Below are 25,785 nucleotides of genomic sequence, written 5' to 3' on the forward strand. Positions count from 1 at the left end.
TGCCTCAGTTGAGCGCCGGCAGGTCGGTCGGGATGACCCCTTCGCCGTAGAGGTCGGTGGCCAGGTCGCGCAGGGCGAGCAACGCCGCGCGCTGCGGCAAAGGACCGTACGAGATGCGTGCGACGCCGAGCCTCTCGTACTCGGATGCCTGCAGTGCGCCGGGCAGGCCGATCACGGATACCTTCCCCCACCCGATGCCGTCGACGAGTCGCTCGACGACCTCGCGGGTCACTGCGCCAGGTACGAAGACGAGCGCCGCTCCCGCGTCGAGGAAGGCCCTTCCCCGGGAGACGGCCTCCGCGATGCGCTCGTCGGGCGAGAGGTTCTCGCCGAGGAACAGGGCATCCGTTCGAGCGTTCAGCTGAAACGCCACGCCTTCCTCCTCCGCAGCCTTGGTTATGGCACGAACGCGGGCGACCGCCTCGTCGAACGGACGCATCCGATCTTCGACGTTGGCGCCGACTACACCGAAGCCGATCGCGCGGCGCACCGTTTCGCCCGGCTCGTCGTATCCGTCGTCCAGGTCGGCCGTCACCGGCAGGTCGACGGCCTCGGCGATGGTGCGCGCGCCCGAGAGGGCGAGCTCGAGGGGCATCCCGCCGTCCTCGTAGCCGAAGCTCGCCGCGATGGAGTGGCCTGCAGTGGCGATCGCCTTCGTCTGCGGAAGGGATGCCACGACGCGGGCGCTCACGGCATCCCACACGTTCACCACCCGCAGGATCTCCGGCGCCTCGTACAGGGCCTTCAGCGCGAGAGCGCGGTCGTTGGTGGTGGTGGTGGGAGCGTTGGCAACATCCGTCATGGTTCGACCATATTGTCTGGGTCGCGGAGCCGCGCCGCCTTCGCCAGCAGCACATCGCGCTCGCGCTCGTTGCCGGCCAGCTGGGCCGCCGACCGGAGCTCCGAGAGCGCCTCCCGGGTGCGCCCGAGCTGTGCGAGGAGCTCACCACGCACGCTGGGCAGCAGGTGCGAACCACGGAGAACGCCCTGCTCGCTCAGGCCGTCAATGATCTTCAAGGCAGTCGCGGGGCCGGTTGACATCGCGACGGCTGCCGCTCGGTTCAGCTCGACGACGGGGCTCGGTGCGATCCTTCCGAGCGCCTCGTACAACAGCACGATGCGCTCCCAGTCCGTCTCGTCTGCCGTGGGCGCCACAGCGTGGCATTCGGCGATCGCCGCCTGCAGAGCATATGGACCCCGTCCTCGGCCCAGGCTGTCCGCGCGCCAGAGCGCCGCGCGGCCCCTCGCGATCTGGGAGCGGTCCCACCGTGTTCTGTCCTGCTCCGTGAGCAGAACGGGCGTGCCGTCTGCGCGGGTTCTGGCCCCGAAGCGGGCGGCCTGCAGTTCCATCAGGGCCACGAGCGCGTTGACCTCCGGTTCGCGCGGCAGCAGTGCCGCAAGCGTGCGACCGAGCCGCAGCGCCTCGTTCGCCAGGTCGGTGCGCATCCAATCGGGTCCGGTCGTGGCCGCGTACCCCTCCGTGAACACCAGGTACACGACGCTGAGCACTCCGTCGAGACGCCCCTTCCACTCTGGCGGCCCTGGCGTCTCGAATGGGACCTTCGCGGCCGAGATCGTCTTCTTCGCCCGAACGATCCGCTGCTGCACCGTCGCGACGGGCACGAAGTACAGGCGCGCGATCTCCTCGGTGCTCAGCCCCGCGACGATGCGCAGCGTGAGCGCCACCTGCGCCTCACGCGAAAGCACGGGATGGCAGGCCGTGAACACGAGCCGCAGCACATCGTCGTCGATGGGCTCCCACTGCTCGTCCGTTGACTCCTCAAGGGTCGTCGCCAGCTGGCGGTAGCGGTCGTCCAGTCGCTCCCTTCGGCGCCACTGATCGATGGCGCGCCGCTTCGCCACCGCCGTGAGCCACGCTCCGGGGTTGTCGGGCACGCCATCCCTCGGCCACTGATGCAGTGCCTCGACGAGGGCATCCTGTGCGAGATCCTCGGCAGCACCGACGTCGCCGGTCATCTTCCCGAGAGTCGCAACGATGCGTGCGCTCTCGATGCGCCAGACGGCGTCGACGCGTGCCGAGATCCCGTTCATGCCAGATTCTCCGACGGATGCCTGCTCCCGCTTCGCCCGTGCGTCAGGCGTTCTCGGCGGCCTTGCGCCACTCCGCTTCCTTCTGGAGGTACTCGTTGTCCTCGAAGCCTGCGAAGTCGCTCTCGTCGGTCACGCGACGCACCTCGAGCTTCGAACCTGGGCCGAGGGGGCACCGGCTCGCCCACTCGGCGGCCTCTTCCTTCGAACTGACCTGGATGATCCAGAATCCGTTGAACAGCTCGTGCGTCTCTCCGTAGGGGCCGTCGGTGACGGCCGGCGGCGTGCTCGAGAAGTCGACGACGAATCCGGTGGTCTCGACGTCGTCGGAGAGACCGTCACCCGCCAGGAGCACGCCGGCCTTGATGAGCTGCTCGTTGTACTGGCCCATCTTGGTGATGATCTCGTTGAAGTCGGCGTTCTCATACGCCTTCTTCGCGTCGTCCGTGGCCCGCATGATCAGCATGTACTTCATGGATGTCTCCTTCATCGTCGGTGGACGCCATCGCGCCCTTCTACTATCGCGTCGAACCTGAAGGACGGCGATCGACATGGTTCCCGAAATTCCTGCAACGCCGGTCGCGCACCCCGACGGTCCCGCCATGAAATTCCGGCACCTCAGTCGCGCATATTCTTGAGGGCATGTCCAAAGTCCTCGCATCCCTTCCCGTCGGCGAACGCGTCGGCATCGCGTTCTCCGGAGGCCTCGACACCTCCGTGGCAGTGGCGTGGATGCGAGAGAAGGGTGCCATCCCCTGCACCTACACCGCCGACCTGGGACAGCCGGACGAGCCGGACGTCGACGCCATCCCCGGCCGCGCCGCCCAGTACGGTGCGGAGCTGTCCCGGCTCGTCGATTGCAAGCTGCCTCTGGTGGAAGAGGGGCTCGTGGCGCTGCAGTGCGGGGCGTTCCACATCCGTTCGGGCGGCAAGACCTACTTCAACACCACGCCGCTCGGCCGAGCCGTCACCGGAACCCTGCTCGTGCGCGCCATGCTCGAGGACGGCGTCGAGATCTGGGGCGACGGGTCGACGTACAAGGGCAACGACATCGAGCGGTTCTACCGCTACGGCCTGATGGCAAACCCTCGGCTTCGCATCTACAAGCCGTGGCTGGACCGCGACTTCGTCTCCGAGCTCGGCGGACGCAAGGAGATGAGCGAGTGGCTGCAGGCGCGCGATCTGCCCTACCGGGCATCCGTCGAGAAGGCGTATTCCACAGACGCGAACATCTGGGGCGCGACGCACGAGGCGAAGCTGCTCGAGCAGCTCGATACCCCGATGACGATCGTCGAGCCCATCATGGGTGTGCCGTTCTGGCGTGACGACATTCAGATCGCCGCAGAGGATGTCACGGTGCGGTTCGAGCAGGGACGCCCGGTCGCGCTGAACGGCGTCGAATACGATGACCAGGTTGCACTGGTGCTCGAGGCGAACGCGATCGGCGGACGTCACGGTCTGGGCATGAGCGATCAGATCGAGAACCGCATCATCGAGGCCAAGAGCCGCGGAATCTACGAGGCACCGGGCATGGCGCTGCTGCACATCGCATACGAGCGTCTGCTCAACGCGATCCACAACGAAGACACCGTCGCCAACTATCACAACGAAGGCCGCAGGCTTGGTCGTCTCATGTACGAGGGCCGCTGGTTCGATCCGCAGTCGCTCATGCTGCGCGAGAGCATCCAGCGGTGGGTCGGATCGGCGGTCACCGGCGAGGTCACGCTGCGGCTGCGGCGAGGCGACGACTACTCGATCCTCGACACGAACGGCCCGGCGCTGAGCTACCACCCGGACAAGCTGTCGATGGAGCGCGTCGGGGATGCCGCGTTCGAGCCGGAGGACCGCATCGGCCAGCTGACCATGCGCAACCTCGACATCGCGGACTCGCGCGCACGCCTGGAGCAGTATTCGTCCTCCGGCGTGATCGGTGGCGCCACGGCGCTTCTCGTCGGCGACCTGGGAACGGGCGAAGCCGCGGAGATCAGCGCAGGCGAGCCAGAGTCGGCCACTCAGGCCGGCGTGGACGCGGCCAACGAGGCCGCCGCCTTCGACCTGGGCGCCGACTGACACGGACACCGCGGGTTGAGCAGGCGGCAACGCCGGCGTATCGAAACCCCGGGCTCGAGCCACCGCTGAGGGGTTTCGATACGCGTCGCTGTGCGGCGCTACTCAACCCACGGTGGGAGATGCTGTGTGGCCGGCCGCCTAGCTCCCGTCAACATCGCGACGTTGCTCGAGTGCGGCTCGGCGCCGCTTGTCCTCCTCGATCTCGCGCTCGAGATCGGCCAGTTGCTGTTCCGTCGTGCGGCCGTCGTGTGAGGGAACGGGATGCACCGTGACGTTCGCCGTCGCCATGCCCGGCCGAGGCGAGGATGCCTGCTTGCCGGGGCGGGACATCCTCACCGGACGGGATACGGCCTCGTACGACCTGCCGAGCGCGAACCACAGAACCACGCCGACGAGCGGGATGAAGATGATCAGCAACACCCACGCGATCTTGGGCAGGTACTTGATGCGGCTGTCGTCGAGCCGGATCACGTCGATCAGGGCGATCACGAGAAGCGCCAGCACGACCACGGAAACCACGGGCATGCGTTTCACCATAAACGAGCGACGCGGCGCAGCATCGTTCCGCTGTCACGAATTGTGACTCGTGCGCGGACGCACTCGCGATTCGTGACAGCGGAACGCCGGGTGCGGCTTAGAAGAGTCCGGCGCGAAGGGACTGCACGCGGCGCAACGACTGCTTGAACTGGCCGGGGTTGAGCGTGTGGTCGTCGGCGGCTGCCGATACGGCGTCCACCGCGTCCCATCCCTGTTGCACATCGCGGCCGGAGCAGAGCAGCAGGTCCATGCCTGCTTGGGCGGAGAGCAGCGAGCGAGCGCCCGTGTCGCCGAATGCGTCGAGCGATCCTGCCTCGAGGGCATCCGTGATGGTCACGCCGTCGAAGCCCAGCCGGCTGCGCAGCTCGCCCTGCACGATCGTCGGCGACAGCCCGGCCGGATACACGGGATCGATCGATGGATAGATCGCCCAGGAGGTCATGACGAGCTGTACCCCCGCCGCGATGGCCGGCGCGAACGCCGACTCGTCGATACTGCGCAGCTCGTCGAGCGACTGTGTCAGGGTGACCGGTCCGAGGTCGGTGTTCTGAGCGGCCGTCGCTGCGCCGAGGCCGGGGAAGTGCTTGGCCGTGGCCGCGACACCCGCACCCTGCTGTGCCGTGACCATCTCCGCGCCGAGTCGACCGGCGAGCACGGGATCCGAGCTGTACGACCGCTCCCACTGGTCGTCGAAGTTGCCAGGCGTGCGGAAGACATCGAGCACAGGAGTCAGGTTCAGGTTCATGCCCACGTTGCGGAGTGCGGCCGCAGCACCGGCGCCTGCGGCGGTGGCGGCGGCATCCGGATCCGGCGACAGACCGATCTTCTTCTCCGACAGCACTGGTTCCTGGCCGCGCAGGCGCCGGATGTACCCGCCCTCCTGATCGGTCATGAACAGCAAGGGCTCTTTGACGGGCGAGGATGCCTGTGCCGCCCGCAACTGCGCGACCACGGCTGCGATCTGGCTGAGGCTCGCGATGTTCTCGCCGAAGAAGATGACGCCGCCGACCTCGCCTGCCGCGATGCCGTCGAGCAGCGACTGGGGCGGGGTCGCGCCTGGGTAGGAGAAGATCACTCGCTGGCCTGCCTGCTGCCTGGTGGAAAGCTTCGCCCACCACGGCGGAGCGGCGGACGCCGACAGGGCGCCTGACCCTGCGATCCCTGCCCCGGCGAGCGCCAGGCCGGCGACGGCGCCTGCTCCCGCCGCGAGCACGGCACGCCGCGAAATGCTCGGGCCGCGCGAAAACGCGGCGCCTCCAGCGCCGACGGAGTGCTGCATACGGATGCCGTCAGGTTCGGACGATGAGACGTTCATGCTTTCTCCTTCGATATCCCGCCACGCTGCGGGGCATGAATTCGACCCTTGTCGCCCTCCATACGGGTGTCAAGAAGCATTGGTAAGAATTTTCGTAATCTGCCGTCGACTCGGTGGAATTTTTCATCCTTGCGGCTCCACTCGTCCACTCGATTCCTTATCGCAACTTTTTGGCAACTTATTGCGACGTACTTTCGGTCTCGGATATACCTGTGCGCAAGCCCTCTGCCGCCTTGGCAGCGGGCTCCCTACGGATGTTTCAAAGGAGAGAGATCATGAGGAGATTCCGCTCGCGCGGCGTGATCGCGGCTGCGGCGATCGTGGCCATTGCGGCCGTGCCCGCCACGGCACAGGCCAGCGCACCGCCTTCCGTGGGCATTGACCTGCAGAACGATCACAAGTACCAGACCATCGAAGGCTTTGGATATGCGACCGCGTTCGGCCGCGCGCAACTCGTCTACAACCTGCCGGCCGCGGAGCGCGAGCAGGTCCTCGGACTCCTGCTCGACCGTTCAGGTGCATCACCCTCGATACTCCGCCTCGGCATCAGCTCGACCTCGAGCTCCATCGAGCCCACCAGCCCCGGAAGCCCGGATGCCGCGCCGCAGTACAAGTGGGACGGCTGGGACGACGGGCAGGCGTGGTTCAGCAAGGAGGCGAAGGCCCGCGGCGTCGACCGCTTCTACGCGGATGCCTGGAGCGCTCCCGGCTACATGAAGACCAACGGCACGGAGAACAACGGCGGCACCCTGTGCGGCCTCCAGGGTACGGCGTGCGCGAGCGGCGACTGGACCGAGGCGTATGCGAACTACCTCGTGCAGTACGCGAACTTCTACCGGAGCGAGGGCGTCGGCATCAGCGACATCGGTTTCGTCAATGAACCGGACTACACGACCTCGTACTCGTCTATGCGGCTGACACCAGCACAGGCGGCACAGTTCATCGAGACGTTCGGTCCCATCGCCCACGCCGCCGGTTACCAGGTGGCGGGCACCGACTCGTTCGGCTGGAACCAGGGCCAGTCGTACGCCGATGCCATCAATGCTGATCCCGCCGCCCTGAGCCAACTCGACGTCTTCACCGCCCACGGCTACGCGAGCCCCGCCGTCCACCCGCTCACGATCGACAAGCCGACCTGGATGAGCGAGTGGGCGCCGTCCACGTCGAAGGACGGCTGGAACGCTGCGTGGGACAGCGGGAAGCAGACCGACGGCATCGCCATCGCGCAGAACATCGAGGCGACCATGGCCGATGCGAGCGCGAGCGCCTACCTCTACTGGTACGGAGTCTCCTCGGGCGCGACCGCCGCACTCATCCAGGTGAACCCGACGACGCAGACCTACCAGGTCTCCAAGCGGTTCGACGCCTTCTCTGCATACAGCAGATTCATCCGGCCTGGAGCCGTAAGGCTGGGTGCGAGCTCTGACGTCGCTGGCGTGCAGGCATCCGCATACCGCAATGCGGATGGGAGCACCGTGATGGAGATCCTGAATCTCGGCCAGTCCGCAGTCTCCACGCGCACCGACTTCCATGGCGGCGTCACCGCCTACCTGACGGATGCCGCGCACAGCGTCGCCGCGACGAGCGGGATCGTCGACGCACGAGGTGACATCACGCTTCCCCCTCGCTCACTCGTGACCCTGGTGCGCCCTGCCGACCAGGGCGCGGGTGCGATCGCGCGCTGATCGGATCGCGGCGCGGATCACACTTCCCAGCCGCTGAGCGGGTCACCCGGCACCATCCGGTGACCCGCTCAGTGCTCGTCGCGGCCGGTTGAGAACACCGACCGGAACGCCGGCTTAGGCCGCAACCGCTCATCGAGCACGTGAGCGGCCCCGAATCCGTCGAATGTCTGGGGTATCCAGGAGTGCGCATCGCTCAGACCCCACAGCACGAACGCGGTGCAACCCGGAACGTCGCGCGCGGCATCGAGCATCACCCGGTAGTCGTCGGCCTGCGTGCGCAACCCGTCATCGGCGGCGGGCACGCGCATCCGGATGTCCACCTCGGTCAGTGCGACGTCGAGGCCCAGATCGGCGAAGCGCTGAAGATTCTCTCGCATGGTCGTCGGCGGATCACCGACCACGCGGTGCCCCTGCACACCGAAGCCGTGCACCGGAACGCCGTCGGCGAGCAGCGCCTGTACGAGCTCGTAGTAGGCGTCGGACTTGGGCCCGAGGTCCTCGACGTTGTAGTCGTTCAGGTAGAGGCGCGCTGCCGGGTCGGCTTCGTGCGCCCAGCGGAACGATTCGGCGATGTACTCGATACCCATGGCCTCGAACCAGGGGGACCTTCTCGGCTGCGCATCGTCGTCGAGCACCTCGTTCACGACGTCCCACTGCTCGATGCGCCCGCGATACCGGCCGACGACCGTGTGGATGTGCTCGCGCAGGATGTCCTCCCGCTCCTGCGGCTGCGCCTCCGACACCCAGCCGGCGAGTTGGCTGTGCCAAGCCAGGGTGTGCCCGCGCACGGCGAGCCCCTCCGCTTCTGCGAATCGGATGATCCGGTCGGCGGCCTCGAAGTCGTACGTGTCGCGATCCGGCCGCAGCGGTGCGAACTTCAGCGCGTTCTCTGGTGTGACGACCGTGAACAGTCTCGCCACGGTGCTGCGGTAGGACTCCTCGCCGAGTGCACGGGCGTCGACGGCGCATCCGATGCGTACGTCACTCGCCTGCATGGCACCTCCTGCATCGTGCCCTGCCTCGAGCTCCGACGCGGTGCCGGTCGTCATGCGCCCACCGCCGATGCCTCCGGCAGGCGTTCGCCGGCCCACGACGCACCGCTGCCCTCCATGCTGCGGTAGAACGCCGCGGAACTGTCGATCTCGCCGGCGTCGATGCGGTGCCCGGTGAACGCCGAAGCGTAGATGCCGGCGATCAGCTCGAGTGTGTTCCTGGCCTGCGTGATGGTGACGGGCAGCGGGGCGCCCTGTTCGAGGGCATCCAGGATGGCGGTGAACTGTGCTGCGTGCCCGCTCCCGCCCCCCGCCGGCCCGGTGGCCCAGGCAGCCGCCACCTCTTCTTCGTGGCCCGGCGCGGGCGTGATCGTCCACGAAGCATCCGAGTAGCCGTAAAGGTGCTCGAGTTCGACCGTCGCGTACTCGAAGTCGAAGCGCAGATAGCTCGTCTCGCGCGGCGACAGGAGGCTGTTGACCACACTGACCACCGCCCCGTTCTGCAGCGTCACGATCGCAAGCGAGAGATCCTCGGTCACGACGGGTCTCGCCTGCCTGGCGGCGACGGCGACCACCTGCGACCACGGACCTAGGACCGAGAGCATCGTGTCCATCTGGTGGATGCCATGGCCCATCGTCGGCCCGCCGCCCTCGACATCCCACTTGCCGCGCCAAGGTACGTCGAAGTAGGAGTCCGGTCGATACCAGAGCGTGTTGCAGACCGCGGTGAGCGGTCGGCCCAGCGATCCGTCGGCGACGCGCTCCCTGAGCCAGATCGCCCTCGAGCCGAACCGGTGCTGCGACACGGTGGCGAATTGCGCGCCGCCCGCGCGCTCCGCATCGGCGATCTCGTCGAGTTCGGCGAGCGAGAGCGCCGGCGGCTTCTCGCAGAGCACGTGGATGCCCCGCCTCAGCACCGCGACGGCCTGCGCCTTGTGCAGCCCGGGCGGTGAGCACAGGTGCACGATGTCGAGATCGGCGGAGTCGAGAAGCTGCTCGAGCTCGGTCGCACCGACGGGCACGTCCCACGCCTTCTGGAAGTCGCGCACGCGGTCCTCGTCGATGTCGCAGGCGGCGACGATGCGCGCCCTGCCGTCGAGGCGGGCCACGTTCTCGGCGTGCACCCTAGCGATGCCGCCCGTGCCGACGATGCCGATGCGAAGCGGGTTCTCGGGCGTGATCGCCCGCGGGGTCGAGATCGCGGTCATGTCACAGCACCCCCGCCGGCTCGGAGTCGTGCTGGGACATTGGCAGGGCATCGCCGGCCGCACCGGCGATGGCCGACATGCGCGAGGCATCCGAGGCGCCGTCCGCGATGGCCACGACATGCCGCAGCTCGATCGTCTCGTCCGCCGCGACGACGCGCACCCGGTCGAAGAACGGCGCGGGGTTGATGCACGCGAACGGTTCCGAGCGCACGAACCATTTGGTGTCGAAGTCCTGCTCGGACGTCTGGTCGACGAACACGACCGTCGACGACCCGCCGGCACCGTCGTGCCTGCCGGAGAAGCCCGCCCACTCACCTCGCGAGCCACGCACATCCTCACCGGTCACGCCGTTGGAGGCGATGAGCTCGCCGCCGGTGAACGACCGCGGGCCGCGCCAGAACAGGCCGCCATATCCGGCGTTCTCGCGTCCCTCCGTCGTGGGCGACCCCAGCTCGATGGGCGCGCCTGACACGTTCGTCAGAACACTGTGCCAGCCGAGTGCCCAAGCATCGTGCCCCGGCAACAGGGATGCCGTGAGCGTGCGTCGCTCGGTGAACACGGGCGCGCCGGAGGTACCGGGAGCGGCAGCGTCGTCCGGCTGCCTGTGCCAGGTGAGGTCGTGCGCGAAGATGGCGACGGCGCCGTCGATCCGCGCCTCCGTCACCCGGTCGTGGTCCTGCGAGCCGTTGTTCTTCAGGTCCGAGTACCAACCGACGGCGCGGGTATAGGTCGCGCCGCCCCAGAAGTTGTCCCGACCGACGTTCGGCAGCGCCAGCGTGATGCCCTTATGCCACACGTGATCCCATGGACGGAACACCGACACGAGGGCTCCGCCCGGCGTGCGAAGCGGATGCACGTACGGCCGAGGTGACTCGAACTGCGCCTCCGAAGGGGTGTAGACGTACTCCATGAGCTCGACGGATGTCCCGTCATTCACCTGTCCCGATACCCGCACCCGCCTTCCGACATCGTGAAGCATGCTGAGGTGAGTTGGGCTAGCGCTCATCGAAGTGGAGCCTTCCGTGGAGTCGTCATTGAGCTGCAACGGCAGATGGTGCAACCGCCGTCGAATCGCACAGCGAGTTGCGCCGCAGCCCGCAATGTTTTTCGATAGATTATCGGAACGGCAGCATACGACGCGGCACCTGCATCGTCAAGAATGAGCACGGGCACGACGCCGCCCTGTACCCAGGGCGCATAGACGGCGAGCCCCGTCGAGGAGGAAGCACGATGGCCGCATCGAAGGTCACCATGGCCGAGGTCGCCGCATACGCGGGGGTATCCATTCCTACCGTCTCGAAGGTGCTCAACGGCAAGTCCGACGTTGCGACCGTGACGCGGGACAAGGTGTTCGCGGCAATGGAAGCCATCGGCTACCAGGGCAGGCGGGTAGGCGCCACGACCTCCGGCGTCATCGAGCTCCTCATCGAAGGAGCGGATTCCCCCTGGGCGCTTGAGGTCATCAAGGGTGCTGAGCACGAGTCGGCGGCTCGCGAGGCGGCGCTCGTCATAACGAGTTCCGTACACGAGGAGTTCTCGATAGACCGCTGGATCGAGGCGGTACGCAGCCGTCGCTCGGCGGGGGTGATCGCAGCGCTCCCGAGCAGGGGCACAGGCATCCTCGAGGCCCTTGGCACCCTGACCGTGCCCGTTGTGCTCATCGACCCGCCACATTCGGGCGTGCCGTTCCCGGCCATCCGCGCCACCAACTGGGCAGGTGGCTTCGAAGCGACAAGCCGGCTGATCCAACTGGGGCACCGCCGCATAGGCCACCTCGCCGGCCGGAACGATCTGGACAACGCGGTGGAGAGGCTGGAAGGCTACGCGGCGGCGCTCAGGCGCGCCGGCATCCCTTTCCGGCCGGAGCTCGTCGTCGAGGCCGAGTTCCTGATCAGCGACGGTCACCGGGCAGCCGGGCAGCTGCTCGACTTGAACGAACGGCCCACCGCGATCTTCACGAGTTCGGATCAGCAGGCCGCCGGGCTCTACGAGGCGGCGCGTGAGCGCGACATCCGCATCCCGTCCGAGCTGTCGGTGATCGGATTCGACGACACCGTGCTGAGCAGGCATCTTGCGCCGGCACTGACGACGATCCACCAGCCGCTCGCGCAGATGGCCTCCGAGGCGGTGCGGCTCGTGTTGGATTCCAGCAACGGTGCCCGGGGACCGCAGCGACTCGAGCTACCGACCCATCTCGTCGAGCGCAGCAGCGCGATTCCCCATGTCGTCAAGGAGTCGAGCGAGCCCGCCGCGCAGGCGTAGGACTGCCGGAGGCGCGCGCTGGCGAGCTTCTCCGAACGGCCCGCACCTGGGCCGGCTCCGGCCTCGCCGCACGCTAGTCCGTTTCATCCAGGCCCCAGCGGCAAAATGGCAAACCTTTGCCATCTCGCCATGTCGGTGAGGCGGTTCTTCCCGCACGGCCGCCACGAGGGGCGAGATGCCTTATCCCGCCGTGTTCCGCGGGATTCCGCACGGGTTGCAGGGGCATCGCCGCCGGACACGCGCTGTGCCCCATTGGAGGGCAACCGGTTGCCAGTTGACACCGTGAGACCTCGTGGGTTACCGTCACCTTTCGATAGCTGATCGAAACGAATTTCGAGATCGATCGGGCGACCACAATGCGGTGGCCGGAGCAGCTCGCCACCGCACTAGTCCAAGGAAGGACGAGCGATGACCAGCACCACGGTCAGCGAACGAACGGATGCCGCCACACCGGTTTCCGTGGCACGCGCGCCACGCAAGCGGTCCCTCTGGTGGCGGAACTGGCAGCTCTACTCGCTGTTGGTGCTCCCCGTGATCTGGTTCGTGGTGTTCCGCTACGTGCCCATGGCAGGCAACATCATCGCCTTCCGCAACTACACACCAGGCGGGAACATCTTCGGTGAGGGCTGGGTCGGCCTCGACAACTTCACGATGTTCCTGTCAGACCCGTCGTTCTGGCAGGTGTTCCGCAACACCATCGTGCTGGGCGGTCTGACCCTCGTGTTCGGATTCCCGATTCCGCTCGTGCTGGCCCTGCTGCTCAACGAGGTGCGCCACCGCGGCTTCAAGCGCTTCGTACAGACCACGACCTACCTGCCGCACTTCCTCTCCATCGTCATCGTGGCCGGCATGATCATGCAGCTCACGTCGGCGACAGGTTCGATCAACCAGCTGCTGTCCACCATGGGCATGCACAAGATCGAGTTCCTGCAAGACCCCGCCTGGTTCCCGGCGATCTACGTGGTCAGCGAGATCTGGCAGACCGCCGGGTGGGGCACCATCCTCTATCTTGCGGCGCTCACCACGATCGACGAGAGCCTGTACGAGGCAGCACGCATCGACGGCGCCGGGCGGCTCAAGCAGATCTGGCACGTGACGCTTCCGGGCATCCGCCCCACGATCATCACGCTGCTCATTCTCAACATCGGCAGCTTCATGACCGTCGGTTTCGAGAAGATCCTGCTGCTCTACAACCCGGCGATCTACGACACCGCCGACGTCATCTCGACCTACCTGTACCGCGTGGGCCTGCAGTCCGGAAGCTTCAGCTACGCCGCCGCGATCGGCATCTTCGAGGCCGTCATCGGACTCGTACTCGTGGTCTCGGCCAACTTCATCTCCCGTCGTCTGATCGGAGCGAGCCTGTGGTGATCAACAATCCGACGCCCGTCGCGGTCGTCGACACATCGACTGCGAACGCAGACGAAGCGGAGTCGAGCGCCACCGTCGCGATCACGCTGGGAACGCGTGCATCCAGCAGACGCGGATCACGGCTCCACACCACCCGAGGCCAGCGAGCCTTCGGCTGGGTGAACGTCGTCATCCTGCTGCTCGCCGTCGCAGTGACGCTCTACCCGTTCCTCAATGTGGTCGCCGAGTCGTTCAGCAGTGAGAAGTACATCGACTTCGGCCAGGTCACCGTCTGGCCGCGCGGGTTCAACCTCGACACCTACAACGTGGTCGTCAGCGACAAGATGTTCTGGATCAACTACGGCAACACCGTGCTGTACACGGTGGTGGCCACGGCGATCTCGATCTTCTTGAGCACGATCTTCGCCTATGCGGTCTCGAAGCAGGAGCTGAGAGGGCGCAAGTTCTTCATCGGTCTCGCCGTGGTCACGATGTTCTTCTCCGGTGGCCTGATTCCGAACTACGTGCTGGTCAACGGACTGCACATGACGAACACCATCTGGGCGGTGGTGATCCCCAATGCGATCAGTGTTTACAACGTGCTGATCATGAAGTCGTTCTTCGAGAACATGCCACGCGAACTCGAAGAGGCAGCGGTGATCGACGGCCTGGGCGCCTACGGCACACTCTGGCGCATCGTTCTGCCGCTCTCCAAGGCCGTGCTCGCCACGATGCTGCTCTTCTATGCGGTCACGAACTGGAACTCGTGGTTCCAGGCATTCATCTATCTGGATCACTCGAACCTGTTCCCGGTGACGATCTATCTGCGAAACCTCATCGCCGGGGCGAGCAGTGCGCAGACATCCGGCGCGAATGCCGCAAGCGATCTGACTCAGATCAGCGCGAACATCAAGGCCGTCACCATGGTGCTCACCGTGCTGCCGATCCTGTGCGTCTATCCGTTCATCCAGCGCTACTTCGTCTCGGGCGTGATGCTCGGCTCCGTCAAGGGCTGAGTAGGTCCGGCCACCCCATCCATCAACGCATCTCACCCAACACCTGGAGGTTCACAGCCATGACCACCGAAATCTCGCGGCGCAACGTGCTCGCGCTCGGCCTTGCGGGCATAACCGTCGGGCTGCTCGCAGGATGCTCGTCCACCGACAGCTCGTCGGCGGGCAAGGATCCGTTCAGCGGCAAGACCAAGGGCGCGATGAAGTCGCTCGGCGTGAACGAGCAGTTCAAGGCGACCGCGCCGCTGGCGGTTTCGCTGCTGTTCCAGGACAACCCGGCCTATCCGGAGAAATCGTCGTGGGAGATCTGGCAGGACATCAACGACAAGACCAACGTGTCGTTCAAACCCACGATCGTGCCGTACGCCGACTACAACACCAAGCGGTCTCTGCTGATCAACTCGGGCAACGCGCCCGACATCATCGCCAAGACGTACCCGGGTTCAGAGACGCAGTTCGTGGGCGGCGGGGCCATCGTCGCGGCGAGCGACTACACGCAGTACATGCCCAACTTCACCGACAAGGTGAAGAAGTGGAAGCTCGACCCCGACCTGGCCACCATCCGTCAGGCCGACGGCAAGTACTACGTCTTCCCCGGTCTGCACGAGACGCTGTTCCTCGACTACACGATCGGCGGGCGCACCGACATCCTGAAGGCCGATGGGATCGACACCCCGACCACCTGGGATGAGTTCCGTGACGTGCTGAAAAAGGTCAAGCAGAAGCATCCGGAGGTCGAGTACCCGTTCTCGGACCGTTGGCTCGGGGCCAGCACACTGAATCTGGCGGCCACGGCGTGGGGCACCATGGCCGGAGCGAACTGGGGCATCGGCAGCGGCCTGCGCTTCGACAGCAAGTCGCAGAAGTTCTCGTTCGCGCCCGCATCCGCCGCGTTCAAGGACCTTCTCAAGTTCTTCGCCGGGCTGGTGAAGGACGGCCTGATGGACCCGGAGAGCTTCACGCAATCGGACGACCAGGCGCTGGCGAAGTTCGAGACGGGCAAGTCGTACTTCATCAACATGAACGCCCAGACACTCGTGCTGTCGCGCACCTCGATGGAGAAGAACCTCGGCGCCGGCGCGTTCAGCATCGCCAAGCTGCCGGTGCCAGCAGGGCCCCTCGGCAAGGTCGTCTCCGGTTCACGGCTCGAGAACGGCATCATGGTGTCGACCTCGGCGACGAAGAGGCCCGACTTCAAGGCGCTGCTGCAGTTCATCGACTGGCTGTGGTACTCGGACGATGCCCAGGCCTTCCTCAAGTGGGGCATCGAGGGCAAGACGTACGAGGTCAAGGACGGCAAGTACGAGCTGCTTCCCGGCTACAAGCTGTCGGCATACGGATTCGGCGACCCGAACGCCAAGACGGATATCCGCAACGACATGGGTTTCTCGTGCGGCAACTTCATGTACGCGGGAACGACCAAGATCGTCGACTCCACCATGCCGCCAGAGGAGCTCGCCTGGCAGAAGGTCATGTCGTCGTACAAGCAGCTCCCGCCGTCGCCGGCCGTGCCGTATACGCCCACGCAATTGCAGCAGGCCACGCTGCAACAGACCGCGCTCATCGACACCGCGAACACGGCGACGCTGAACTTCATCCTCGGCAAGCAGGACTTCAGCGAGTGGGACTCCTATGTGTCGTCGCTGAAGAGCAAGGGCATGCAGACGTACGTCGACAACGCGAACCGGTACTACGCGAAGCTGCAGAAGAAGCTCGGCTGAACGGAAGGGATGCACACGCCATGAGCGACCAGCGGACCGTGAGCGCGTCTGTCACGCCATCGGCCCAACGGGACGTGTTCGGCAAGCCGTGGTTTCGCGCCATGACGGCCCTGTACGGGCTCCTCGGAACGACCGTTGCCTTCATCGTCGCGACGGCGCCGTTCAGCGCCGCCGTGTTCTTCTCCCCGCTGGTGCCGATCGGCGGCCAGTTCCTGGTGCTCATCGGCGGCTTCTCGATCGGGCCGGCCTGGGTTGCTGCGCTGTACGCCATGAGGGGATACGCCAAGAGCCGTGACATCGAGCCGTTCCGGCTGTTCGCGTACGGCTACCGGCTGGGCTGGCGGCAGTCGCTTGTGTTCTGGATGCCCTACTTCACCGTGCTCTGCGTGCTCGCTTTCGACCTGACGACCCTGAAGGGACTGCCGGCGGCCGTGTCATGGCTGCTCACGGCGCTCGGCGCAGCAGGCCTGCTCTGGGGAGCAACGGTGCTCGTCATCGTGGCGTTCTTCTCGTTCCGACTTCGCGACGTACTGCGCATCGCCGGGTACGGGCTGACCCGCTGCCCGCGCTGGCTGCTCGGCGAAGCAGTGCTGCTGCTCGTCGCGGGTGTGCTCGTCTTCGCGGGGAGCGAGGTGGCAGCAGGCATCCTCGCAGCTCCGTTCGCGCTGTTGACCGTTCTGGCGTCGCGGCCTCTGCTGCGTCGCGTGACCGATGAGTTCACATCGTGAGCGACCGTGCCGAGTCCGGTACCGAAGACCGGTCCCAGATCCGAATGGATGCCTTGCGCGGCCGCCTCGGCGGGTTCGCCTTCGGCGGCGACTACAACCCGGAGCAGTGGGATTCGTCCGTATGGCGCGAGGATGTCGAGCTCATGCGTCGCGCAGGCGTCAACCTCGTCACGCTCGGCGTATTCGCCTGGGCATCGCTCGAGCCGGAACCCGGCGTGTTCACGTTCGACTGGATGGACGAGGTCATGGACCTGCTCCATTCGGCCGGCATCAGCGTCGACCTTGCAACTCCGACCATGGCGCCGCCTGCGTGGCTCGCGCAGCGGTTCCCCGACGTGCTGCCCGTGATGGCCGATGGGGAGACATTCGGCTTCGGCAACCGGCTGCACTACGACCCTTCGTCACCGGTCTACCGTGAGCACGCGGCTGCGATCACGAGAGCGCTTGCCGAGCGGTACAGCGGTCATCCGGCGCTGGCGATGTGGCACATCAGCAACGAGTACGGCCCGACGGCGTACAACGAGCAGAGCTCAGTGGCCTTCCGCGCGTGGCTCCAGAAGCGCTACCACTCGCTGGAGGCTCTGAACGACGCCTGGTACACGCGCTTCTGGAGTCAGACGTACACAGCTTGGGAGCAGGTGGAGGTTCCAGCCGTTCCCCGCTCGTGGATGAACCCGGCCAGGCAGCTGGACTTCAAGCGATTCGTCTCCGACGCCCTCCTCGAGTGCTTCATAGCCGAGCGTGACATCGTGCGCTCCTACCGCGACGACCTGCCCATCGTCACGAACTTCATGCGGTTCTATCGCAACGCCGACTACTGGTCGTGGGCCGAGCACGAGGATGCCGTCGCACTCGACATCTATCCGAATCCGGGAGAGCCCGGCTCCTGGGTGGCCGCGGCATTCAACTTCGACCTCATGCGCTCGCTCAAGAACCGGCCGTGGGTGCTCATGGAGCAGGCGGCGAGCGCCGTGTCCCAGTGGCGCGTCAACAACGTGAAAAGACCAGGCATGATGCGTGCGGGCTCGTACCAGGCCATCGCGCACGGTTCTGACTCCGTGCTCTACTTCCAGTGGCGTGCAAGCCGGGGCGGCCAGGAACGCTTCCACTCAGCGATGCTGCCGCACTCGGGCACGGAATCCAGAACGTGGTCCGAGGTGGAGCGGCTCGGCAACGAGCTGCCCGCCATCGCGGCAGCGGCAGGCGCGACGAGCAGCGCGGACATCGCCGTACTGTTCGACTGGGATGCCTGGTGGGCGCTGACCGAAACGCACGGACTGCCGCGCAACGACTTCGACTATCCGCAGCTCGTGGTCGACCACTACCGTCCGCTGCTCGAGGCGCACCACGCGGTCGACGTGGTCTCGTTCGGATCGGATCTCTCGCGCTACCGACTGCTCGTGGTGCCGAACGCCTACCTGGTGACCGACGCGTTTCTCGAGAGGCTTACCCGGTTCGTCGAGGACGGCGGAGTGGTGGTGTGCTCGTTCTTCTCCGGAGTGGTGGACGAGCGGAACCAGGTGCGCCAGCCGGCCTACCCCGGTGCCCTCCGCGCACTCATCGGCGCCTATATCGACGAATACTTGCCGGCGAGGGAGGGCGAGACCTTCAGCATCGTGTTCACGGGTGAGCCGGGGCACGAGGCGACGGGCGACTGGTGGCAGGACAGCCTGCATCCCGAATCCGCGTCGGTGCGCGCCGAGTACACGTCCGGCCTGCTGGCCGGACGCGCCGCCGTCGTGGCGAACGCGGTCGGAGACGGCCACGTCGTATACATCGGCACCCGGCTCGAAGCCGCTGCGCTGTCCCGAGTGCTGCTGGGCGAGGCGGAGCGAGCAGGCATCCGCCCTGTCGTCGAGGGAGGGCCCGCGCACGTCGAGGCCACTGTGCGTCACGGGGACGACACCCGCTTCCTGTTCCTGGTGAACCACTCGGAGACGGATCCCGCAACGCTCACGCTGCCCTTCGCCGGACTCGACCTGCTCACGGGGCGCCGACTAGCGGATGCCGTGACCGTGGAGCCGCTGGGCGTCGCCGTCGTGCGCAGCGAACCGGCCCGGACCTGACGAACACAACACGGCGGCGCTCCGGGAGCCCTAGGATTTCGCGCATGAGCGGCCGCCGGATCCATGTCGAGCAGTTGCTGCCGCGCAACCAGTACCTCGTGGCGGAGCCGGTCGCGGCATCCGCGCTGCGCGGCGGGCGCTGGGTGGATGGTGAGCTCGGTCTCACGGAGGAGTGGCTCGTGTTCGCCTCGGGAGACCCGCACGATGCACCGGATTTCGTGCTGCTCGACGGCGAGGTGGAAGCGGATGTCATCACCTCCGCTGGCGTCGACATCGTCACGATCACGATCTCCCGCACCATGCATCGCTACCGCGCCGACTCCGGAAGCATGGCTCCCCTCGTCCAAGCGCTGCGCAAGCTTCGGGCAGAGCCGCCAAGCGGCACCCGGGTATGGCGGGCGGATGCCGGCGACGAGACCGCGCAGTGACGGGAGCGGGCGGACCTGGGGGCGCGGCAGGATCTGACCAGACGTCTACTGGGGCGGCACCGTCCGGTGCCGCGTCGAACGCACGGTATGCGGGGCTCGTTGTCGTAGGGCTGCTGTGCCAGGAAGTGGGGGCATCTATCGCGGTGCTCCTGTTCCCGCAGGTCGGCTCGCTCGGCATGGTTTTTCTTCGCGTGCTGTTCTCGGCCGCGATCCTCCTGCCGATCGTTCGGCCGCGAGTGCGGGGCATCCCCATCGGCTCATGGATGACCGTTGCGGGCTTCGGCCTCGTGCTGGCGCTGATGAACGGTCTGTTCTACCTCTCACTTGACCGCATCCCGCTCGGCGCCGCGGTCACCATCGAGGTGCTCGGGCCCCTGGTGCTCTCCGTGGTGGTCGCCCGCAAGGCGGTCGCGTGGGTGTGGGCAGGGCTGGCGGCGATCGGCGTTGTGCTGCTCGGCGACGGGAGCTTCGGGCACCTCGACCTCGTCGGTGTTCTCTTCGCGGCCGGCGCGGGCATGTCGTGGGCGTTCTACATCCTGCTGTCGCGCCAGACCGGGCGTCGGTTCGCGAAGTTCGACGGCCTGGCCATCGCCATGACCATCGGAGCCATCGCGTCGGCGCCGTTCGGCATAGCCTCGGCGGGATCCGTCCTGCTGCGGCCGCAGGTGCTGCTGCTCGGTGCGGCGGTGGCGCTGCTGTCGTCCACGATTCCGTACGGCCTGGAGCTGCTCGCGCTGCGGCATGTGCACGCTTCCACGTTCGCCATGCTGATGAGCCTCGCGCCGGCCACGGCGGCGCTCGCGGGCCTCGCGCTGCTCGGACAGCAGTTCACGTGGGTGGGTGTGGTCGCTGTGCTGCTCGTGATCGGCGCGAGCATCGGAGCGGTGTGGTCGGCGCGCGAGCCGGCGCCGGAGGCACCGGACGAGGTCGGATGAGAGACGATGCCCCGTGTCAAGCTCGGCCCGCGCAGGGCCGCCAGATTCCTTCCGGCCCTCAGCGGGCGCGGATCCAGGCCTTGAGCCGCTCGTAGTCCTCGTCGACGTGCTGCACGACGGCCGCCGCCGTGCCCGCCCGGTTGCCCAGGGCCAGCGCGGTGATGCGGGTGCTGCGCTCGCGGCCGCCGGAATCGGTCCATTCGAGCGAGGGCTTGTTGGTGGCCCGCGTGATGCTCGGGCGCGGCACTGTGGTGGTCACGAGCAAGCCGTGCACGACGGCGGCATCGTTCGTGAGCATGACGCACACTGTCTGTCCGCGCACCGCGACCACGACGCCGTAGGCGACGAGCAGAACGCCCATCACGGCCAGCAGCCAGACCGTACCGGACGAGAAGCCGACCACGAATCCGACCACGACCAGGAACACCCCGATCGCTGCGACGAACAGCCCGCCGACGAGGTAGCCGCGCCGCGTGACGGCAAGCGGGCGCAGTACGACGGCGTCGGACCCTTGGTCGGACGAAGGCGGGACGGGCACTGCAACACGCTACCGCTGCCGCTTGATCGCGGTCGCGTAGCGCCGACGACATCGCGGGTTGAGTAGCATCATCGCCACGTATCGAAGCCTCGACCATCTGCCAAGCGGTTTCGATACGCCTGCTTCGCGGGCTACTCAACCCGCGCCATCGTCAGAAGTCAGTCAGGTTGGCGCGCAGGCCCCCCGGTGCGTAGGCATCCCGCAGGATGCCGCGGCGCCGCAACTCGGGAACGAGACCGTCGAGCATGCGGTGCACGGTGACGGGGTGCAGGTCGCCGGAGAAGATGAAGCCGTCGTTGCCGGCATCCTCGCCGAGCTCCTCGATGAAGTCCGCCAGCTGGCCGGCCGTGCCCACGAAGCCTTCACGCTCGGCCACTGAACCCTTGCGCGCCTTGGCCGCCAGCAGGTCGCGCAACGGCTGCGCGTCGAAGCTCGGTGCCGTGCCGAGGAGTCCCTTGATCGTGCCCTGCGACACGTGCGGTCCGAAGACCGAGGGATCGAGCGGCTGGTCGAGGTCGAGACCGGTCAGATCGGTCTCGGAGTCGCTGGACTGGCCCAGCAGCACCGCACGCAGCTCGTCGTCTGAAGGGTGACGCGAGGCATCCACCACGCGACGTGCCTCGTCTTCGCTCGCCACGACCTCGGGCTTGAAGACGAAGAGTGTCTTGACATCGGATGCCCGCCGCCCGGCCGCCTCCGCGGCCTCGTTCACCTTCGCTCTGTACGCACGCACCGCCTCGACGTTCAGCGGGGCGAGTGCCAGTTGCACATCGGAGTTCGCGCCGGCGAAGCCCAGTCCACGTCCGGACCCTCCCGGAGAGACGATCGCGGGGTCACCCGCTGTGGTGCCGTAGGCATCCTTTCCGCCACCGGGGTGCGGGGTGAACGGGATGGCATTCAGGGGGCCGTCGACCCGGAAGTACTCGCCCTCGTGCGTGGTGGGGCGGATGCGCGACCCGTCGGCGAAGTGGCCGGTCGCGGCATCCGCGATGTATGCCCCGTCGTCCCAGCTGTGCCAAAGCTCACGGACCGTATCGAGCCACTCCTCGGCACGGTCGTATGCCGCGTCGTGGCCGAGCTCCTCGAGGCCGAAGTGCCTCGCACTCTTCACATCGGTGACGAGGTTGATGCCGAACCGTCCGTCGCTGAGGTGCTGCAGCGTCGCCGCCTGGCGTGCGGCGAGATACGGCGGGGTCGCTCCCGCGTTGATCGTGGGCACGATGCCGATGTGCTTGGTGGCCTGGAACAGGTAGGGCGCCAGCAGCAGTGGGTCGTGCTTGGGGCCGCCGTACGCCGAGCGCACCCGCAGATCGACCGTGTCGGGGGTTCCGATCGAGATGGCGTCTTCCATGATCACCAGGTCGAGCCCCGCCTGCTCGAGCTCGCGCACGGAGTGCTGGTAGAGATCCGGCTTCGTCCAGTCGTAGCCCCACCGCCAGTCCGGACGGCCCCACCCCTGCGGACCGAAGCCCCGCGAGAAGAACCAGCCGAAGTGCTGTTTCCGTGTCATGTAGGTCTCCTTACCCGCGTCATGCTCCCTGAGCGAGCGTCAGCGAGCGGGAGGCGTCGAGCGCGCGCACGGCTTCGAGGCCGCGAGCAAGGTCGCGGATGAGGTCGTCGGCGTCCTCGATGCCCACAGAGAGGCGCAGCAGGCCGTCCCCGATACCGCTGGCGAGTCGCTGCTGTTCGCTCAAGAGTGTGTGCGTCGTGGATGCCGGGTGCAGCGCGAGCGAGCGCACGTCGCCGAGGTGCGTCATGCGGCTGAACAAGCGCAGCGCGTCGTAGAAGGCCCGCGCCGCCGGCTCGCCGCCGTGCAGTGTGAACGAGAACACACTGCCCTGCCCCTCTGGCAGGTACTTGCTCGCGAGCGCATGATGCGGGCTGGATGCCAGTCCCGAGTAGTCCACGGATTCCACCTCGGGCTGCACCTGCAGCCACGCCGCAACGGCGAGCGCGTTGCGCGAGTGCTGCGCGACACGGAGCGACAGGGTCTCGAGACCCTGCTGCAGCAGGAACGCGTTGAGCGGCGATAGCGTCGGTCCGAAGCGCGAAGCCACCACCTGGCGCGCGTACGCCGCGTAGGCCGACCGGCCGTACGCCTCGACGTAAGAACGTCCGCCGAGCGCGGGGTGCGGGCTGTTCAGGTGCGGGAAGGCATCGGGGCGCGCGCTCCAATCGAAGCGGGCGGCATCCACCACGACGCCGCCGAGCGCCGTGCCGTGGCCGGCGAGGAACTTGCTCGCCGAGTGCACGACGATGTCCGCGCCGTACTCGATGGGGCGCAGCAGGTAGGGCGTCGCCAGCGTGTTGTCCACGATGAAGGGGATGCCGAACTCGCGTGCGACGCCGGCAACCGCCTCGATGTCGAGCAGGTCGTTCTTGGGGTTCGGAATCGGCTCGCCGAACAGGGCCTTGGTGTTGGGCCGGATGGCGCGGCGCCAGGCATCCGCGTTGTTGCCGCCTGTGCCTGCTCCCGCTGCGCCTGGACCGTTCGGCCCTGGCACGAAGTCGACCTCGATGCCCAGCCTGCCGAGGTTCTCCCGCAGCAACCCGCGCGTGCCTTCGTAGATGCTCGACGACGACACGATGTGGTCCCCGGCCTGCAGGATGCCCAGCAGCGCGACCGTGAGCGCCGCCTGTCCGCTGCCCACCACGATCGCCTGGGCGTCCGGTGCCGCCAGCCCAGCCTCGAGCACGGCGAGGCGCCGCTCGAGGGCTGCGGTCGTCGGGTTGCCCGTACGGGAGTAGGTGTAGCCGTCGTCGTCGCCCGCGAACCGCTCGCGCGCCTGGTCGAAGTCGTCAAAGACGAATCCCGCGCTGAGGTAGATGGGCGCGACTCGTGCGCCGAAGCCGCTGTCGGCATCCGCTCCGGCGTGCACCTGGGCCGTCGCGAAGCCGAACGGCTCGTCGAGTTCCGGCGCGGTGGGGGAGGCGGGTCGTGCGGTCATTGGTCAATGCTGCGGTGCAGGAGGCGGATCGCCCGCATCGACGGGTAACGATGTGAAGCCGTGTTACCCGGTGTTGCGGCGTAGGGTGACGGGTGGATCGCCGGAGGCCAGGAGGAGGCAGCATGTCTGAACCCATCGCTTACACCGCGCTCGAGAAGGGCGCACCCGTGAGCACTGCGGCCGGCGAGGAGTTCGGCACCGTCGAGCACGTGCTGCAGGATGCCTCGCTCGACCTCTTCGACGGACTGGCCGTTCGCACCGGCAACGGCCTTCGGTTCGTGGATGCGAACCAGGTCGCGTCCATCACGACCGACGGCGTGACCACCTCGCTCGACGAGTCGCAGGTGGCATCGCTTCCCGAGCCCGAAGGCGACGCCGTGCTCGACGCCGACCCTGAGCAGTACCAGGGCGAGGGCCTCACGGCGTGGTGGGGCCGAACGTTCCGTCGCTCGCACTGGCTGCGCGAGAAGGAGTGAGGCAATGACGCAGCTCGAGGGCATCGAGGAGTCCGTTCCACCGAGCGGCGCGGGCTGCGCGGAGTGCGAAAAGAGCGACGGGTGGTGGTTCCATTTGCGCCGCTGCGCCGTGTGTGGCCACATCGGGTGCTGCGATTCCTCTCCAGCACAGCACGCCACCGCCCACTTCCTCAGCACCGGCCACCGCTACATGCAGAGCTACGAGCCCGGGGAGGACTGGTACTGGGACTACGAGACCGAGTCCATGCTGAGCGGTCCGGGCCTCGCGGAGCCGACGAGTCACCCGGAATCCCAGCCTGCGCCGGGCCCGGAAGGCCGCGTGCCCGCTGACTGGCAGGAGCTGCTCCACAAGTGACGGCGGCGCTGCCTGACGTGTCGCGGTTCCTGGCGGCACTCGACGCGCTGGGCGAGGCGGGCGCGCATGGGGACCGCGTCGGCGGGGCATCCGACGACTCGGAGTTCCTCTACGACCCTGCGACTTCCGATGGCGCCTTACGCAGACGGAACCTGCTCAGCTACCTCCAGCTGATGGGCGAGATCGGCCCGCACGTGCTGCTGCTGGCCGAAGCGCCCGGATATCGAGGGATGTCCGTGAGCGGCATCCCCTTCACGAGCGTGCGCGAGCTCGCGGCGCGGCCCGGCCTCATCACCGGACGGCCTGGGGGCGACGGGTTCGAGGTGCCCGAGCATCCAGCCGCGTCGTGGGAGTCCTCGTCTGGCATCGTGTGGCGCGCGCTCGCGGCGTGGCGCGGGCCGCTTCCGTTGCTCTGGGGCGTCTATCCGAACCATCCGTTCGTGCGTGGCGATCGGGCCACGAACCGGGCACCCAGACCGGCGGAGGTTCGTGCGGGCGTACCTGTGGCACTCGAACTCGCGAAGGCGTTCGGTATCGAGACGATCGCGGCGGTCGGGCGTAAGGCGCAGGGCGCGATGGCGGCGGCCGGTGTCGATGCTCCCGCTCTTCGGCACCCGGCGCAGGGCGCAGCAACGGTGTTCACGGCTCAGCTCGCCGAGTTGAACGAGCGGATGCTCTCGTGACCACCGCGCACACACCGCTCGCCGACAGCGCCCCGTGCCCGTGCGGCAGCGGCGAAGCCTATGGCTCGTGCTGCGCCCCGCTCCACCGTGGACGCGCCGCCGCCACACCCGAGGCCCTCATGCGGTCGCGGTACTCGGCGTTCGCGGTGGGTGACGCGGAATACCTGCGCGCGACGTGGCATCCGTCGACTCGGCCGCCAGAGGTCGAACTCGATCCGGCCGTGCAGTGGCGTCGGCTCGACATCGTGGGATCCCTTGGGGGCGCTGTGGGTGACGATGCCGGCGAGGTGGAGTTCCGGGCGTTCTGGCGCGTGCTTCCCGTACCGGGGCGCGATCGCGACGGGGGCGTGCTGCACGAGCGCAGCCGTTTCGTGCGCGAGGGGCGCCGGTGGTACTACATGGACGGCGACATTCTCGGCTGACGCG

General features: G+C 67.2%; 25 protein-coding genes. 14 read left to right on the forward strand and 11 right to left on the reverse strand.

Going from position 1 to position 25,785, the window contains the following annotated elements:
• Window positions 1-4 precede the first annotated feature (4 nt).
• Genes ACO2Q7_RS09700 through ACO2Q7_RS09710 form a run of 3 tightly spaced genes read right to left on the reverse strand, consistent with a single transcriptional unit; the run spans window position 5 to window position 2,524 of the window.
• Window positions 5-802: an isocitrate lyase/PEP mutase family protein gene (locus ACO2Q7_RS09700; RefSeq protein ID WP_423355406.1), complete on the reverse strand. Its 798-nt coding sequence runs from the start codon at window positions 800-802 to the stop codon at window positions 5-7.
• On the reverse strand, window positions 799-2,052 hold the full coding sequence (locus ACO2Q7_RS09705) for an RNA polymerase sigma factor (RefSeq protein WP_423355407.1): 1,254 nt from the start codon (window positions 2,050-2,052) through the stop codon (window positions 799-801). Before ACO2Q7_RS09705 ends, ACO2Q7_RS09700 begins: the two co-directional genes overlap by 4 nt.
• 43 nt (window positions 2,053-2,095) lie before the next feature.
• Complete coding sequence (locus tag ACO2Q7_RS09710) at window positions 2,096-2,524, reverse strand: YciI family protein (protein WP_423355408.1); 429 nt, start codon at window positions 2,522-2,524, stop codon at window positions 2,096-2,098.
• A gap of 167 nt (window positions 2,525-2,691) precedes the next feature.
• On the opposite strand from ACO2Q7_RS09710, the gene argG reads away from it, so the two are divergent.
• Window positions 2,692-4,119, forward strand: coding sequence for an argininosuccinate synthase (gene argG / locus ACO2Q7_RS09715; RefSeq protein WP_423355409.1), 1,428 nt, complete (start codon window positions 2,692-2,694; stop codon window positions 4,117-4,119).
• A 138-nt stretch (window positions 4,120-4,257) separates the two neighbouring features.
• Here argG and ACO2Q7_RS09720 read toward each other — a convergent pair whose 3' ends face one another.
• The gene (locus ACO2Q7_RS09720) at window positions 4,258-4,644 is read right to left on the reverse strand and encodes a PLD nuclease N-terminal domain-containing protein (protein WP_423355410.1); all 387 of its coding nucleotides are present in this window, start codon (window positions 4,642-4,644) and stop codon (window positions 4,258-4,260) included.
• A 109-nt stretch (window positions 4,645-4,753) separates the two neighbouring features.
• A complete protein-coding gene (locus ACO2Q7_RS09725; RefSeq protein ID WP_423355411.1) occupies window positions 4,754-5,971 on the reverse strand; it encodes a glycoside hydrolase family 3 N-terminal domain-containing protein in 1,218 nt (405 codons plus the stop codon).
• A gap of 275 nt (window positions 5,972-6,246) precedes the next feature.
• On the opposite strand from ACO2Q7_RS09725, the gene ACO2Q7_RS09730 reads away from it, so the two are divergent.
• Window positions 6,247-7,656, forward strand: a complete 1,410-nt coding sequence (locus ACO2Q7_RS09730) for a glycoside hydrolase (protein WP_423355412.1) — start codon at window positions 6,247-6,249, stop codon at window positions 7,654-7,656.
• Window positions 7,657-7,724: 68 nt separating this feature from the next.
• Here ACO2Q7_RS09730 and ACO2Q7_RS09735 read toward each other — a convergent pair whose 3' ends face one another.
• The 3 genes from ACO2Q7_RS09735 to ACO2Q7_RS09745 are packed head-to-tail and all read right to left on the reverse strand — an operon-like array spanning window position 7,725 to window position 10,862.
• Window positions 7,725-8,705 carry an endo-1,4-beta-xylanase gene (locus ACO2Q7_RS09735; RefSeq protein WP_423355413.1) on the reverse strand — a complete coding sequence of 327 codons (981 nt, stop codon included), beginning with the start codon at window positions 8,703-8,705 and terminating at the stop codon, window positions 7,725-7,727.
• The gene (locus ACO2Q7_RS09740; RefSeq protein WP_423355414.1) at window positions 8,702-9,856 is read right to left on the reverse strand and encodes a Gfo/Idh/MocA family protein; all 1,155 of its coding nucleotides are present in this window, start codon (window positions 9,854-9,856) and stop codon (window positions 8,702-8,704) included. Before ACO2Q7_RS09740 ends, ACO2Q7_RS09735 begins: the two co-directional genes overlap by 4 nt.
• 1 nt (window position 9,857) lies before the next feature.
• Window positions 9,858-10,862 carry a PmoA family protein gene (locus ACO2Q7_RS09745; RefSeq protein ID WP_423355415.1) on the reverse strand — a complete coding sequence of 335 codons (1,005 nt, stop codon included), beginning with the start codon at window positions 10,860-10,862 and terminating at the stop codon, window positions 9,858-9,860.
• Between the two features lie 224 nt (window positions 10,863-11,086).
• Between ACO2Q7_RS09745 and ACO2Q7_RS09750 the strand changes: the two genes are divergently transcribed.
• The 8 genes from ACO2Q7_RS09750 (at window position 11,087) to ACO2Q7_RS09785 (ending at window position 20,359) form a co-directional block, all read left to right on the forward strand.
• Entirely contained in the window at window positions 11,087-12,118 is a 1,032-nt protein-coding gene (locus ACO2Q7_RS09750) for a LacI family DNA-binding transcriptional regulator (protein WP_423355416.1), read from the forward strand.
• Window positions 12,119-12,526: 408 nt separating this feature from the next.
• Complete coding sequence (locus tag ACO2Q7_RS09755; RefSeq protein ID WP_423355417.1) at window positions 12,527-13,489, forward strand: ABC transporter permease; 963 nt, start codon at window positions 12,527-12,529, stop codon at window positions 13,487-13,489.
• Window positions 13,490-13,575: 86 nt separating this feature from the next.
• On the forward strand, window positions 13,576-14,484 hold the full coding sequence (locus ACO2Q7_RS09760; RefSeq protein WP_423355997.1) for a carbohydrate ABC transporter permease: 909 nt from the start codon (window positions 13,576-13,578) through the stop codon (window positions 14,482-14,484).
• Window positions 14,485-14,543: 59 nt separating this feature from the next.
• A complete protein-coding gene (locus tag ACO2Q7_RS09765; protein ID WP_423355418.1) occupies window positions 14,544-16,202 on the forward strand; it encodes an extracellular solute-binding protein in 1,659 nt (552 codons plus the stop codon).
• A gap of 20 nt (window positions 16,203-16,222) precedes the next feature.
• A complete protein-coding gene (locus ACO2Q7_RS09770; protein ID WP_423355419.1) occupies window positions 16,223-16,930 on the forward strand; it encodes a DUF624 domain-containing protein in 708 nt (235 codons plus the stop codon).
• Window positions 16,927-18,996, forward strand: a complete 2,070-nt coding sequence (locus tag ACO2Q7_RS09775; RefSeq protein ID WP_423355420.1) for a beta-galactosidase — start codon at window positions 16,927-16,929, stop codon at window positions 18,994-18,996. The genes ACO2Q7_RS09770 and ACO2Q7_RS09775 overlap by 4 nt, the downstream gene beginning before the upstream one ends.
• 44 nt (window positions 18,997-19,040) lie before the next feature.
• Window positions 19,041-19,424, forward strand: a complete 384-nt coding sequence (locus tag ACO2Q7_RS09780) for a hypothetical protein (RefSeq protein ID WP_423355421.1) — start codon at window positions 19,041-19,043, stop codon at window positions 19,422-19,424.
• Between the two features lie 125 nt (window positions 19,425-19,549).
• The gene (locus ACO2Q7_RS09785) at window positions 19,550-20,359 is read left to right on the forward strand and encodes an EamA family transporter (protein WP_423355422.1); all 810 of its coding nucleotides are present in this window, start codon (window positions 19,550-19,552) and stop codon (window positions 20,357-20,359) included.
• A gap of 58 nt (window positions 20,360-20,417) precedes the next feature.
• Here the strand turns inward: ACO2Q7_RS09785 and ACO2Q7_RS09790 are convergent, their stop codons facing one another.
• The 3 genes from ACO2Q7_RS09790 to ACO2Q7_RS09800 form a co-directional block, all read right to left on the reverse strand.
• Window positions 20,418-20,897, reverse strand: a complete 480-nt coding sequence (locus ACO2Q7_RS09790) for a hypothetical protein (RefSeq protein WP_423355423.1) — start codon at window positions 20,895-20,897, stop codon at window positions 20,418-20,420.
• Window positions 20,898-21,048: 151 nt separating this feature from the next.
• Complete coding sequence (locus tag ACO2Q7_RS09795) at window positions 21,049-22,407, reverse strand: LLM class flavin-dependent oxidoreductase (RefSeq protein WP_423355424.1); 1,359 nt, start codon at window positions 22,405-22,407, stop codon at window positions 21,049-21,051.
• A gap of 19 nt (window positions 22,408-22,426) precedes the next feature.
• A complete protein-coding gene (locus ACO2Q7_RS09800; RefSeq protein ID WP_423355425.1) occupies window positions 22,427-23,845 on the reverse strand; it encodes an O-acetylhomoserine aminocarboxypropyltransferase/cysteine synthase family protein in 1,419 nt (472 codons plus the stop codon).
• Between the two features lie 122 nt (window positions 23,846-23,967).
• Here ACO2Q7_RS09800 and ACO2Q7_RS09805 point away from each other — a divergent pair, with 122 nt between their 5' ends.
• The 4 genes from ACO2Q7_RS09805 to ACO2Q7_RS09820 are packed head-to-tail and all read left to right on the forward strand — an operon-like array spanning window position 23,968 to window position 25,781.
• Complete coding sequence (locus ACO2Q7_RS09805) at window positions 23,968-24,321, forward strand: hypothetical protein (protein ID WP_423355426.1); 354 nt, start codon at window positions 23,968-23,970, stop codon at window positions 24,319-24,321.
• Between the two features lie 4 nt (window positions 24,322-24,325).
• Window positions 24,326-24,676 carry a UBP-type zinc finger domain-containing protein gene (locus ACO2Q7_RS09810; protein ID WP_423355427.1) on the forward strand — a complete coding sequence of 117 codons (351 nt, stop codon included), beginning with the start codon at window positions 24,326-24,328 and terminating at the stop codon, window positions 24,674-24,676.
• Window positions 24,673-25,359, forward strand: a complete 687-nt coding sequence (locus tag ACO2Q7_RS09815; protein ID WP_423355428.1) for a uracil-DNA glycosylase — start codon at window positions 24,673-24,675, stop codon at window positions 25,357-25,359. The genes ACO2Q7_RS09810 and ACO2Q7_RS09815 overlap by 4 nt, the downstream gene beginning before the upstream one ends.
• On the forward strand, window positions 25,356-25,781 hold the full coding sequence (locus tag ACO2Q7_RS09820) for a YchJ family protein (protein WP_423355429.1): 426 nt from the start codon (window positions 25,356-25,358) through the stop codon (window positions 25,779-25,781). Before ACO2Q7_RS09815 ends, ACO2Q7_RS09820 begins: the two co-directional genes overlap by 4 nt.
• Window positions 25,782-25,785 lie beyond the last annotated feature (4 nt).

Origin of the sequence: Rathayibacter sp. KR2-224 (assembly GCF_049446075.1) — a bacterium.
Taxonomy (GTDB): domain Bacteria; phylum Actinomycetota; class Actinomycetes; order Actinomycetales; family Microbacteriaceae; genus Humibacter.